The organism is Pseudoalteromonas sp. TAE79 (assembly GCF_000498015.1).
GTDB lineage: Bacteria > Pseudomonadota > Gammaproteobacteria > Enterobacterales > Alteromonadaceae > Pseudoalteromonas.
The window spans coordinates 31,191-45,025 of record NZ_AUTL01000176.1; the positions used below are offsets into that span (position 1 = coordinate 31,191).

Consider the following 13,835-nt stretch of genomic DNA (forward strand, 5'->3'; position numbering starts at 1 on the left):
ATTTTAAACGCATAATTAGTGATTTTTATCTAACTTTATAGAGATTTTCAGTAATATATGATTAGATATAATTTCATAAATAATAAAAATACGTGCACTCATGCTAAATAATTTATCATTACGGAAGAAAATATTATTATTGATTGGTGGAACAATTACCGTTTTACTAATTATTGCCTCAACATTTTTTGTTAAACACATTGCCAATCTCTCTAGAGAAAACATAGAAAACGAAGCACAAAGTTATCTACAGACCGAGCAACTTTCAATGCAAAGCTATTTTGCAATGTACGGTAAAATGGTATCAACCTTTGTTAATAACCCACATTTAATTAATTTTTTTGAAAATTGGGATACTCGCGATCAAGCACTCGAAAGCGCACCTGGTTACAACGAAGTAAACCAAGACTTTGTGCGTTTAAGCTCAAACGACGAAAACATTTTATCGGCCTTTTTTGCCTCAGCAACCACCGGTGAATACTTTAAAGAAAATGAACGTACAAGTCACTACAACGGCCAGCCTTATTACGCCTACAAGCGTGGTTGGTGGCAAGAAGCCATGCAAGTTAATAAGCTTTATGTAGGTCCAATCTCTGTTGATTTAACCACAGGCGTAGCATCCGCAGTTGTACAACAACCTGTTTATAACGCACAGCGTAAACTCATTGGTATGGGCGGTGTTGATTTACAATTAAACAAAATTAACGACATGGTCGAAAATATTCGCTTTAACGGCCAAGGTTATGGTTTTTTACTCGATGGAAATCAAAAAGTAGTGCACTTTTCAAAAGCCACTGGGCACAAGCTTTCAATTACAGATGAAGGTGCAAACGGTAAAGAAGGACTCGATGCGCTTGAACAACAATTCACAGATACCGCAGGCTTTAAAGAGTTAAACACACAAATGCGAAATAACCTTGAAGGCAGCCAAATGGTTACCTTTAAAGGAGAGCAGTTTTATGTGGTTTACCATCGTCTGCAGTTAGAGCAGCCTTATATAGATTGGTATGTAGGTCTACTTATCCCAACTACTATGATTGATGAGCCCGTAAATGCTGCAGTAACCGCTACAACAACGGCGGTAATTATTATCTTAATCATTATATTAGCCATGATTTTATGGGCTACCCACATGATTTCAAAACCCATTACAACGCTTACGCACATTATGCGTGATATAGCATCGGGCGAAGGCGATCTTACTCAAAAAATTGATATTAATAGTCAAGATGAAGTGGGACAGCTGGCCAATCATATGAACACTTTTATTGATAAGTTGCACGCCATGATGCTTGATACCGCAGCGCAAGCAGAACAACTAAGTAATGCAGCGGCCCAGTTAAGAAGTGTTTCTGAGAAAACAAATTCTGAAATTCAGCAAGAGAAGCAGCAAGTTGATAGCGTGAGCGCAGCGGTAACTGAAATGGCGACTACTGTGCTTGAAATATCACGTAACGCACAACACACAAATAACGCAGCTGAAGAAGTTCAGGCAATTACAGTAGAAGGTGCAAGCCGTTCTACACAGGCGCAAAAAGTAATGACTGAACTTGCGCTACATATTGGCGAAGCATCTAAAGTGGTAGCAGGCCTTGAGCAAGAAAGTAATAATATTGGTGCGCTAGTCGACGTAATTAATTCAATAGCCGATCAAACCAACTTACTTGCACTTAATGCGGCTATAGAGGCAGCTCGTGCCGGTGAACACGGTCGAGGCTTTGCCGTTGTTGCTGATGAAGTACGCTCACTAGCAAGTCGCACACAAGAATCAACTGACGATATTCGTAATATGATTTCGCGCTTGCAGCAAATAGCTCAACAGGCCTCAGTGATGATGCAACAAGGACAAGATCAAACCGAGGGCTCAGTACTGCAAACTAAAGAAGTACTTAGCTCACTTCACAATATTGCGCAGTCGGTCACTAAAGTACAAGACCAAAGTCATCAAATAGCCACGTCAACTGAGGAGCAAACAGTCGTAGCTGAAGATATTAATACGAGCCTTTCGGCAATTAATAACTTAGTGAACAGTACAGCTGACCATGCGCACACCCTCGCTGACGAAGCTCGTGACTTAAGTGATTTAGCTGCAGCACTTAACAAAACGGTTAACCAATTTAAATTATAAAACACTCATTTAATAGCTGTGTTTAAGCGTCAAACTTAAGCGCAGCTATAACCCTTGTTTTTAATTTATTTAGCACCATATCTTTACAGTTCGCTGCTATTTTTACTGTAATTGAGTAATACAAAGTGATTTTTACGAACCAGATCAAATTTTTCGATTTTATACACCGATCTTTTTATTGAGATAGTTTGTTGTTTGGCAGAGTCTGGTATAGTAGCGCACGTAATAAACAGTGCTTTTTGAACGGTTTAATACAAAATTGCTAATTAATATGTTCTAAGTGTTACTTAAAAGCACATATTAATTACCAATTGTTAAAAATGGGTTAGCCGATACTCGGCTGACAAAGAATACATTGTAACGGTTTTATCATGATATCTAATTTATTTACCAAGCTTTTTGGTAGTCGCAATGACCGCACTATTAAAAACCTAAGAAAGACGGTCGCGCTAATCAATGCGCTAGAAACGCAACTTGAAGCGCTTTCTGATGAAGATTTAAGAGCTAAAACAGCTGAGTTTAGAGAACGTTACGATAACGGACAAAGCCTTGACGACATTCTACCAGAGGCTTTTGCTGTGGTACGTGAAGCGTCAAAGCGTGTAAATGGCATGCGTCATTTCGACGTGCAGTTATTAGGTGGTATGGTTTTACATCAAGGTCGCATTGCAGAAATGCGTACCGGTGAAGGTAAAACACTTACAGCTACTCTACCAGCTTATCTAAACGGCTTAACAGGCAAAGGTGTTCACGTAATTACCGTGAATGACTACCTTGCTAAACGTGATGCTGAAACCAACCGTGCGTTATTTGAATTTTTAGGCCTTACAGTAGGCTGTAATGTACCAGGTATGATGCCGCAGCAAAAGAAGCTCGCTTATACTGCCGACATTACATACGGTACTAATAACGAATTTGGTTTTGACTACCTTCGTGACAACATGGCTTTTAGCATTGATGAACGAGTTCAACGTCCATTATTTTATGCTGTAGTCGATGAAGTGGATTCAATCTTAATTGATGAAGCACGTACCCCGCTTATTATTTCAGGCCCAGCTGAGGATAGCTCTGAGCTATACACTGAAATAAACACCATCGTCCCTTTACTTGAGCTTCAAGAAAAAGAAGACGAAGAAGGCATTGAAGGTGACGGCGATTACACTATCGATGAAAAATCTAAGCAAGTTCATTTAACAGAACGTGGTCAAATTAAAGTAGAAGAGCTACTTACTGAGCGCGGCTTAATTGAAGAAGGCGATTCGCTTTATTCAGCAGCCAGTATTACGCTACTAAGCCATGTTTATGCCGCCCTTCGTGCTCATAAACTATACCAAAAAGATGTCGATTACGTTGTAAAAGAAAACGAAGTAATCATTATCGATGAGCACACGGGTCGTTCAATGGAAGGTCGTCGTTGGTCAGAAGGTTTACACCAAGCTGTTGAGGCTAAAGAAGGTGTGAAAATTCAAAACGAAAACCAAACATTAGCGTCTATTACGTTCCAAAACTACTTCCGTTTATACGAAACGTTAGCTGGTATGACAGGTACTGCCGATACTGAAGCTTTTGAGTTTCAATCTATCTACGGCCTAGATACGGTTGTTATGCCAACTAACAAGCCGATGGTTCGTGATGATCGCGCCGACTTAGTTTACCTAACGCAAGAAGAAAAATACGAAGCTATTTTAATTGATATTAAAGACTGTCAAGACCGCGGACAACCGGTACTTGTAGGTACTATTTCAATTGAAAGCTCTGAGTATTTATCGCAGTTTTTACGCAAAGAAAAAATTAAGCACAACGTACTTAATGCTAAGTTTCATGCGCAAGAAGCTGATATCGTTTCAGACGCTGGCCTACCAGGTACTGTAACAATTGCAACTAACATGGCCGGTCGTGGTACCGATATCGTGCTAGGTGGTAACTGGAACAGTGAAGTTGAAAAACTTGAAAACCCAACTGATGAACAAATAGCTGAAATTAAAGCGGCTTGGAAAATTCGCCACGATGCAGTAATTGATGCCGGCGGTTTACATATCATTGGCACTGAACGCCATGAATCTCGTCGTATAGATAACCAATTACGTGGTCGTTCTGGTCGTCAAGGTGACGCTGGTTCTAGCCGTTTTTACTTATCGATGGACGATGCATTAATGCGTATCTTCGCTGGTGAACGCATGACTAACATGATGCGTAAACTAGGTATGCAACGCGGTGAAGCAATTGAACATCCATGGGTAAACCGTGCGATTGAAAATGCACAGCGTAAAGTAGAAGCACGTAACTTTGATGTTCGTAAGCAATTGCTTGAGTACGATGATGTAGCAAACGATCAACGTCGTGTTGTTTACTCTCAACGCAACGAGCTACTTGAAGAAGGCGATATTTCAGAAACTATTACTGCAATCCGTGGTGATGTTCTTGCTAGTGTTATTGACCAGTACATTGCACCGCAAAGCCTTGCTGAAATGTGGGATATTCCTGGACTTGAAGAGCGTTTAAAACAAGACTTCTTAATTGAACTACCAATCACTCAGTGGTTAGCTGATGACAATAAGCTATACGAAGAAAAACTTCGTGAGCGTATCGAAGAAGCGGTTGAGCAGTCATACAAGCAAAAAGAAGAGCAAGTTGGCGATTCTGTTTTACGTCAATTCGAAAAAGCGATTATGCTACAAAGCCTTGATCAGCATTGGAAAGATCACCTTGCTGCAATGGATCACTTACGCCAAGGTATTCATTTACGTGGTTACGCGCAAAAGAATCCTAAGCAAGAGTACAAGCGTGAATCGTTTGAGTTGTTTTCTGAAATGCTTGAAAACTTGAAAGTAGATGTTGTAAGCATCCTAAGTAAAGTACAAGTACGCGCAGAAGAAGATGTTGAAAAAGTAGAAGAGCAACACCGTAAAAGTGAAAATGCTCCTCGCGAATACCAACATGAAGAAGCTGAGCAAGTAGGTGGCGAAGCGCCAGCACCAGAAACAGCGACTGTAATGGCTCGTACAGAACCAAAAGTAGGTCGTAATGACCCTTGTCCTTGTAAATCAGGCCAAAAATTCAAACAATGTTGCGGTAAATTAAAATAGCCCAATATTGTTATTAGCTTATTAAAAAGCGGCGCTAGCGTCGCTTTTTTTATGGAGTTTTAAAGTAATGACTATAGAAATTGTACATGTAGCTGTTGGTGTTATTAAGAAGAATAACGCTATATTCATTTGTAAACGCGCAGATGAACAACATCAAGGCGGTTTATGGGAATTTCCTGGTGGCAAAGTAGAAGCAGGTGAAAGTGTTTTTGTTGCACTTAAACGCGAGCTTATTGAAGAAGTTGGATTAACAATTCACAGCTCTAGTCAACTTATGGTGATTGAACATGACTACGGCGATAAGTGCGTTAAATTAGATGTACACGTAGTGAGTAACTTTAGCGGTGAAGCACATGGCGCTGAAGGACAACCTAGTGAATGGGTAGCAATTAGTGAATTAGAAAATTATGATTTCCCTGAAGCTAATGCTGAAATTATCCAGAAAATAGTAGCCCGATACGCATAACAAACTAGGTACAAGTGAGCGCAATGAACATCTCAATACAAAATAAGCTAAGCGAACAATTAGCATTAAATCCTGAGTTAACTCAAGTTAGTGTGATTGGTAGCGGCCATATAAATAGTACATGGCTACTTAGATGTATTGATAAACAGTTTATTGTGCAAAAACTTAATACTGAGGTATTTAAATACCCTGCTCAGTTAGTAAGTAATGCAAAACTAATTGAGCAGCATTTAAATACCAAACAACTACAAAGCAACTACCCCCTTGAAACAGTTAAGCATATAGCTACGCAGAACAATGAATACTTAATAGAAATAGATAACGAACACTATCGTGTACTTAATTACATTAGTGACAGCTACAGCGAAGACGTTGTTAAAAACACGCAACAGAGCGAGCAAGCGGCTTACGCTTTTGGTGTATTTACGCATGCCTTGCAAGACTTTGATGCACAACAACTACATACTGTAATTCCTGATTTTCATAACTTAGCGATGCGCTTTGAGCAATTAAATACCGCAATCACAAATAACTCTGTAAATAGAGTAAAGCACTGCGCTGACGAAATAGAATATTGCTTATCGCAGCAGCATTTAATTACTGAGCTTAGTAGTATAGCTAAGCAGATACCACTAAGAGTGTGTCATAACGATACAAAAATAAATAATATGCTGTTTTGTAGTGCAACTCACAAAGCAAAAGCAGTGATTGATTTAGATACCTGCATGGCGGGATTTCGGCTTTATGATTTTGGTGACATGGTACGCACTTTCTGCTCCCCCGAAGCCGAGGATTCAACAAACTTACGCAACGTTGTTATTCGAAAAGATATATTTTCAGCCATTGTTAAAGGCTATGTAACGCCATTAAAAAGTAGCATGAGTAAACAAGAACAAGAAAGCCTGCTGCTAGGCGCTAAAATAATGCCGCTCATGTTAAGTGTGCGCTTTTTAACTGATTACTTAAATAACGATGTGTACTTTAAAGTGGCTCATGCAGAGCACAATTTAGAGCGCGTACAAAACCAACTCGCGCTTTATAAAAACATACTGAGTAACGAAGAATGGATGCACGCATGCTTAGTCGATGAACAAATTCAAGATACAAAAAAACCAGTAAGCTAAAAACTTACTGGTTTTTATTATTTACATACAATGTAATTACCAGATTTTTACGCGGTCTTCTGGTTTGATATACATTTTATCACCTTCTTTTACGTCAAACGCTTCGTAAAACTCAGGCATATTCGACAGGATACCGATTACACGGTAGTGACTTGGTGAATGAGGGTCTGTTAATAAACGATTACGTAACTCTTCATCGCGATAGTTACGACGCCAAATTTGTGACCAACCCATAAAGAAACGTTGATCGCCTGTGTAACCATCAACCACAGGTGCTTTTTTATCACCTAAAGATAGCATATACGCTTTATGCGCAACCGTTAAGCCACCTAAGTCACCAATGTTTTCGCCAAGCGTTAGCTCGCCATTAACACTTGCATCTTCAAATGGTTTATATTCGTTATACTGTGCAACTAAAGCCGCTGTACGCTCTTCAAATTGCTTAAGGTCAGTCTCACTCCACCAGTTACGTAAGTTACCGTCACCGTCATATTTAGCACCTTGGTCGTCAAAACCATGACCAAGCTCATGCCCAATTACTGCGCCAATTGCGCCGTAGTTTACAGCATCATCCGCTTCTAAATTAAAGAATGGCGGTTGTAAAATAGCAGCAGGGAATACAATTTCATTGTTTACTGGGTTGTAATACGCATTTACTGTTTGCGGAGTCATGTGCCACTCAGAGCGATCAACTGGTTTACCCAATTTAGCAATCATGTCTGCGTATGCCCATTCGCTATAACGAATGTAATTGCCTACTAGCTCGTCTGAGTTAATCTCTAGCTCAGAGTAATCTTTCCACGTATCTGGGTAACCAATTTTAGGCGTAAATTTGTCTAGTTTTTCTTTCGCTGCAAGCTTTGTTTCAGGGCTCATCCACTCAAGATTTTCGATAGCAACGCCATAACCTTTAATTACGTTATCAACTAACTCTTCCATGCGTGCTTTAGCTTCTGGCGGGAAGTTATCTTTAACGTATACCTTACCTAAAATTTCACCAAGTACACTGTTAGATGCATCAACCGCTTGCTTCCAAAGAGGTGCTTGTTCTTCTACGCCACGAAGTGTTGTGCTGTAAAAGTCAAAGTTAAGGTTAACTAAATCTTCACTAAGTAGCTCTGCATAACCACTTACAAAATGAAATTTTAAGTAGTTTTTCCACGTCGCTAAATCAGTGTCTTTGTAAATAGTAGCTAGTGCTTCTAAGTAGCTTGGTTGACGTACAATAATGTCACTTGCACTCACACCTGCATCTTTAAAGAATGCAGCTAAATCAAGGTCGCCCATCAACTTGCTTGCGTCTGCTACTGTCATCTTGTTATAAGATTTAGTTGCGTCACGGCTTTGCACGCGGCTCCACTGTGCATCAGCTAGTGTTTTTTCAAATGCAAGTACGCTCTTAGCAGCTTCTGCTGCATTCTTAACGCCTGACTTAGCTAAAATATCAGTGATGTATTGCTCGTAAGAAGCGCGAATTTTAGTGGATTTTTCGTCATCGTTTGAGTAATAATCACGATCTGGTAAACCAAGACCCGACTGAGATAAATACAATGCATACTCGCTTGAATTTTTAGCATCGTTATTTACAAACCAACCAAACGGTAAAGTACCACCTTGTTTTTGAATTTTAGCCATTAAACCCACTAAATCAGCTTTAGATTTAACGCTATCAATTGTATCTAATGACGGTTGTAATGGCGTAATACCTAGCTCATTACGCGCATCTTTATTCATATAGCTTTTATAAAATGCACCAATTTTGTACTCATCACTGCCTTTTTTAGCGGCTTTGTTTGCGGCTGCACTTTCAAGGGCTATTTTCATCGCTTTTTGCGACTCATCATATAACTGCGAAAAAGAACCGTAGTTAGATTTATCACCTGGTATTTCAGTTTTAGCTAACCACTCGCCATTTACATGGTAGTAAAAATCGTCTTGTGCGCGTACTGAACTATCCATATTAGCTAATTCAATACCAAGCTCTAGTGGTTTTTCAGCAGGTGCTGTCACTACTGGAGTGTCGGTTACTTTAGTTTCTTGTTGTTTTTCACCACAACCTACCAAGCCAAGTGCAAGTGCAATACTTGCAGCAGCCATTGTTACTTTATTCATAATGATTCCGTTTGTTAGTTAGAATTTAATACCAACTCCATTAAATTCTTGAATATAGCAGGAGTAAAAATAGCACTGCCTACACGCTTTTACTTAATGGAATGGGTATCAGGGACTTCAATCAATATACATTACCAGCCAGTATCATAAACCTCATTAGGGCAACAATAAAATGGAATATGTAACAAAGTATTTTGAATGCGGTGAGCTGCCAAATTGACCCCACCAATAACAAGATGGTGGGTAGTTAAGGCTCGCTTTTATTTTTTCCATGAAGCGCTAAACGCTCAAGTTTTTCTTTTAAAGAAGGAGGGGCCGAAGATGCTATGGCGTTTAAGTAATCAGCTGTTTGCTCACTCATTTTACGAGAGTTGGTAACTGCAGGACTGCCCGACTTATTCGCAGTACTTAATCGCTGAGTCGCCTGAGGATTTGCCGTGATTTTTATTTGCCCAAGCTCTGCCATCCCGGCGGCTCTAAAATGTGAAAGCATATCCATTTTTAGATAGTTAAGCCTAAGCGCGATAGGTGCAGATACCGCCTCGATCATTAGCGTACCGTCTCGGTAATTACTTACTCGGCATTTATCACCCAACTTAGGACCTAAAAAATCTTTTAATAAGGTTTGCTGTGTATCAAGTGCTTGGCTTTTGCCTGCATAAGCAGATAAACGATTATTTAACCCCGCCATAATATCGGTTAGCGGTTTTGGTGCATATCTATCTTTAGCCATTTTACACCTCGTAAAAGCTCACTTAGACCCAGAGATAATACTCTGGACCCAAGTATACACTGCCTATTAATACTACGCGCCGGCTATTTGCATTTGCTCTATTAATATTGAGCCAGTTTGAATACCACCACGGCGCTCTATGTCACCACCAATAGCAGATATACCTTTAAACATATCTTTTAAATTACCAGCAATGGTAATTTCACTTACTGGATATTGTATTTCACCATTTTCAACCCAAAAACCAGCAGCACCACGAGAGTAATCACCTGTTACTGTGTTTACGCCCTGCCCCATTAGCTCGGTTACTAATAAGCCTGTGCCCATGGTTTTTAATAGTGCAGTTAAATCGTTATGAGTTTGTTCAACAAGCCAGTTATGTATACCGCCCGCATGCCCTGTTGGCGTCATATTCATTTTACGCGCGGCATAGCTTGCTAATAAATAAGTTTGTAACTCGCCGCCTTGAATAATTTCTCTGTCAATGGTTTTAACGCCTTCGCTATCAAACGGTGACGACGCCAACCCTTTTAAAATATGCGGGCGCTCAGCTATATTTACACAATTACTAAATACCTGAGTGCCCAAACTATCAAGTAAAAAACTCGATTTACGATAAAGCGCGCCACCACCAATTGCCGACACTAAGTGACCAAACAATGAGTTTGCAATATCAGCTCTAAAAATAACAGGCACTTTCATTGTGCCTAACTTTTGACTATTTAATTTAGCGAGCGTTTCAGCTGCCGCTTCAAGCCCAACTGCCGCTGCGTCATTTAAACCCGCTTGATCGCGCGCAACCGTATAAGCAGAGTCGCGTTGCATCTGTTCGCCATCTTGACCTATCACCATAGTGCTAATGCTATGACGAGTACGTGGAAAACCGGTTATCAAACCATGGCTATTACCATAAACACGTAGCCCTTGATGCGATGAAAAGCTCGCACCATCAGAGTTAACAATACGCTCATCAGCATTTAGTGCAGCTTGCTCAGCAGCATGACAAAGCTCAATGCCTTCCTCAGGACTTACATCCCAAGGGTGGTATAAATCTAAATCTTTAGGATTAAATTCTAGCAATTCTTTATCAGCAACGCCGTTAAATGGGTCATCAGATGTAAACTTAGCTATATCAATCGCTTTTTCTACTACCATACGCAACGTTTTTGGATTTAAATCAGCGGTTGACGCCGAGCCTTTATTATTACCAACATATACGCTAATGCCTAAGCCGCCATCTTGGTTAAACTCAATGGTTTCTACTTCACCCATTCGAGTACTAACCGATAAACCAGATGTACTAGACATGGCCGCTTCGGCAGCAGTAGCGCCTAATTTTTTAGCATGTTCGAGTACTTCTGCTACCGCATCTTTAACTTGCGATATTTGAGAATAAATTGGATCGTTTTGTTGGCTTTTCATAAATTAAGTCCTGAGCCTTAGAGGCATAATGCACGCATTTCTTATATTTAAATGCTAACACACTCAATGCATCACATCAGCTAATATTCCTAAGTATCATATTCATGTATAATGGCAAAAGTTATTTTTATTTAAGAGCATCCCATGGCAAAGAAAAAAGGCAAGCCTGCTGAAATTGAAGAAGAAATTGAATACGTATCAAGAACGGAGCTTAAGCGCGAAGCGCAAGAGTTTCATCAGTTAGGTACTGAAATTGCCAAAATGGGTAAAAAACAGCGCGAACGCCTGCCATTAAATGACGATTTAAAAGCGGCAATGGTTGTTGCTGATAAAATAAGTAATAAAAGCGATGCGTATCGCCGTCACTTAAACTACATTGCTAAAACGTTGCGTACTGTAGAAAACATTGACGCTATTAGAGCGATTATCGATGTAATGCTTAATAAAAATAACCAAGCTGAAGTATTGGTCAAAAAAATTGAGCAACTACGTTCAGACTTAATTGAACAAGGTGATGATCTTATCAATGAGACTATTGAGCAGTTCCCGTCTCTTGATCGTCAGCAAATGCGTCAATTGGTTCGTAATGCGGCAAAAGAAGCGAAAGCTGAAAAGCCAGGTAAAGGTTATAAAGAGTTATTTCAATATCTCAAAGATGCACATACCGTTACGTATTAATTAGACCGTATTAATTGATATTTTATTAAAAAAGGTGCTTCGGCACCTTTTTTGTTATAGATCAAACCGCCTCCCTGCGTACTTTTTTATAATCCCCCTAAATAAATACTTAGGTGCGCGTGATGATTAAACTTCCACAGTGGGATCAAACCCTAATAAACAAATATAATGTGTCTGGCCCGCGTTATACCTCATACCCCACGGCTCTATCACTGCGTGACGGTTATCAGCAACAAAACTTACTAAACGCGATAGAATCGTCAACGAGTCGTTCACTTTCTTTATATATTCATATTCCATTTTGTAGTCAGCTTTGCTACTACTGTGGCTGTAATAAAATAATTACCCGCCATCAATCTAAAGCAGATACGTATCTCGACTTTTTAGCAAAAGAAATTACTGCTCAAGCGCATTTATTTAAAAGCTACACGGTTGAGCAATTACATTTAGGTGGCGGTACACCCACTTTTTTAACCGCAAAACAAATGACCCGTTTAATAAAGCTTTTAGAGCAGCACTTTAATTTTACGCGAACTACTGAACGCGGTATTGAAATAGATCCACGTTCGCTTGCCGATAACATGCTTGTTGATTTAAGGATGCTTGGCTTTAATCGTGTCTCGTTTGGGATTCAAGACTTTAACGACGACGTGCAACTTGCTGTTAATCGCCCGCAAAATGCAGATACGGTTAAGCAATTAATTACACAAGCTCGCGAGCTGGGATTTCAATCTATTAATGCAGATATGATTTACGGGCTTCCTCTGCAAACACCGGAGAGCTTTAAGAAAACTATAGAGCAACTTATTGAGTTAAGCCCTGACAGAGTATCAGTGTTTAACTACGCGCATTTACCAGAGCGCTTTGCTGCACAGCGTAAGATTAAAGATGCAGATTTACCCAGTGCACATAATAAACTCACTATGTTTAAAAACACGCTGGAGCAGATGACGCAAGCAGGCTATCAATTTATTGGTATGGACCACTTTGCAAAAACCGATAACGAACTAGCTATTGCGCAAAATGAAGGCAAGTTACATCGTAATTTTCAAGGTTATACAACCCATGGAAATTGTGATTTATTAGGCTTAGGCGTGTCATCAATTTCACAAATTGGCACTGCCATTTTACAAAATCAAAAAGAATTAAAACATTATTACCACAGCATCGAAACACAAATCGGCTGTGCCCTTAATAAAGGTATGCACTTAACGCATGATGATGTAATTCGTGCTGATGCAATTAAGCAGCTCATTTGCCAGTTTGAATTAGATATACAAGACTTTAGTAAAAAGCATGCGCTTATATTTAATGACTACTTTGAGGATGCGCTAATTGCGCTTACGCCACTTATAAAAGATGAACTAGTCACTATAAATGATAATAAAATTAGCGTAACACCACGCGGCAACTTATTCATTCGTATTATTTGCATGTGCTTTGACGCTCATTTACAAAAACAAATAAATGCGACACGCTTTTCACGAGTGATTTAACTAAAAACTGTCCGGTATAAAAAAAGCAGACCAAGGTCTGCTTTTTCTGAGTACTCGAAAAACTAGTTAAAAACCACTTTATCGCTGCCAGGAGCCGCTTTAAACTCAATGATAATTTTAGCGCAATCGGCTTTAACTTCATCTTTGAGTGTTTCTTCAGCTTGCCAGCGGGCCTTATCTAGCTTAAAAATCTCTTTTTTAGCGTATTTTTTACGTGCATCGTGTGTCGGCATTTCTTTAACTACCTGGTACATTTTATAAATGCCAGGATATTGTGTCGTTAAATCACGCTCGCTTTCAAAGGCATACTGAGACATAAGTACCCAAATACGTAAACAGCCTTCAGAAAACTCACACTGCTCTTCATTCATTGCACGTGCGATTAAATGAATACTATCGGCTAGTTTTGCGTTTCGCTTTAAACGCGACTTTTCAAGCTTTTGCTTTTGTTCAGCCTGCGTTTTAGCAATTAACTTTTTTTGCGCATTTAACTTATACAGCAACTGACCCGCATAAAATGCCAAACCAGCTATGATAGCAGCGCCTAAAAGTAAGGCTAAAATTACCGAGGTACTCATTATTTATCCTTA

Annotated in this window: 10 protein-coding genes; 6 read left to right on the top strand and 4 right to left on the bottom strand. The window is 39.6% G+C overall.

Annotated elements, in window-relative coordinates:
• Window positions 1-100 precede the first annotated feature (100 nt).
• The 4 genes from L655_RS0113400 (at window position 101) to L655_RS0113415 (ending at window position 6,804) form a co-directional block, all read left to right on the top strand.
• On the top strand, window positions 101-2,128 hold the full coding sequence (locus L655_RS0113400) for a methyl-accepting chemotaxis protein (protein ID WP_024605293.1): 2,028 nt from the start codon (window positions 101-103) through the stop codon (window positions 2,126-2,128).
• A 371-nt stretch (window positions 2,129-2,499) separates the two neighbouring features.
• The gene (gene secA, locus L655_RS0113405; RefSeq protein ID WP_024605294.1) at window positions 2,500-5,214 is read left to right on the top strand and encodes a preprotein translocase subunit SecA; all 2,715 of its coding nucleotides are present in this window, start codon (window positions 2,500-2,502) and stop codon (window positions 5,212-5,214) included.
• A 67-nt stretch (window positions 5,215-5,281) separates the two neighbouring features.
• Window positions 5,282-5,680 carry an 8-oxo-dGTP diphosphatase MutT gene (mutT, locus tag L655_RS0113410; protein WP_024600414.1) on the top strand — a complete coding sequence of 133 codons (399 nt, stop codon included), beginning with the start codon at window positions 5,282-5,284 and terminating at the stop codon, window positions 5,678-5,680.
• Window positions 5,681-5,703: 23 nt separating this feature from the next.
• Window positions 5,704-6,804, top strand: a complete 1,101-nt coding sequence (locus tag L655_RS0113415) for a phosphotransferase (protein ID WP_024605295.1) — start codon at window positions 5,704-5,706, stop codon at window positions 6,802-6,804.
• A 36-nt stretch (window positions 6,805-6,840) separates the two neighbouring features.
• On the opposite strand, the gene L655_RS0113420 is transcribed toward L655_RS0113415, so the two are convergent.
• The 3 genes from L655_RS0113420 to pmbA form a co-directional block, all read right to left on the bottom strand.
• A complete protein-coding gene (locus L655_RS0113420) occupies window positions 6,841-8,916 on the bottom strand; it encodes a M13 family metallopeptidase (RefSeq protein ID WP_024605296.1) in 2,076 nt (691 codons plus the stop codon).
• Window positions 8,917-9,163: 247 nt separating this feature from the next.
• Window positions 9,164-9,649, bottom strand: coding sequence for a DUF721 domain-containing protein (locus L655_RS0113425; protein WP_024605297.1), 486 nt, complete (start codon window positions 9,647-9,649; stop codon window positions 9,164-9,166).
• Between the two features lie 72 nt (window positions 9,650-9,721).
• On the bottom strand, window positions 9,722-11,071 hold the full coding sequence (pmbA, locus tag L655_RS0113430) for a metalloprotease PmbA (protein ID WP_024600410.1): 1,350 nt from the start codon (window positions 11,069-11,071) through the stop codon (window positions 9,722-9,724).
• A gap of 144 nt (window positions 11,072-11,215) precedes the next feature.
• Between pmbA and yjgA the strand changes: the two genes are divergently transcribed.
• Window positions 11,216-11,749, top strand: a complete 534-nt coding sequence (gene yjgA / locus L655_RS0113435) for a ribosome biogenesis factor YjgA (protein WP_007582068.1) — start codon at window positions 11,216-11,218, stop codon at window positions 11,747-11,749.
• A 122-nt stretch (window positions 11,750-11,871) separates the two neighbouring features.
• Window positions 11,872-13,245 (top strand): oxygen-independent coproporphyrinogen III oxidase, encoded by a 1,374-nt coding sequence (gene hemN / locus L655_RS0113440; RefSeq protein ID WP_024605298.1) that lies wholly within the window; start codon window positions 11,872-11,874, stop codon window positions 13,243-13,245.
• A gap of 62 nt (window positions 13,246-13,307) precedes the next feature.
• Here the strand turns inward: hemN and L655_RS0113445 are convergent, their stop codons facing one another.
• Complete coding sequence (locus L655_RS0113445; protein ID WP_024605299.1) at window positions 13,308-13,823, bottom strand: DUF2489 domain-containing protein; 516 nt, start codon at window positions 13,821-13,823, stop codon at window positions 13,308-13,310.
• Between the last annotated feature and the right edge of the window lie 12 nt (window positions 13,824-13,835).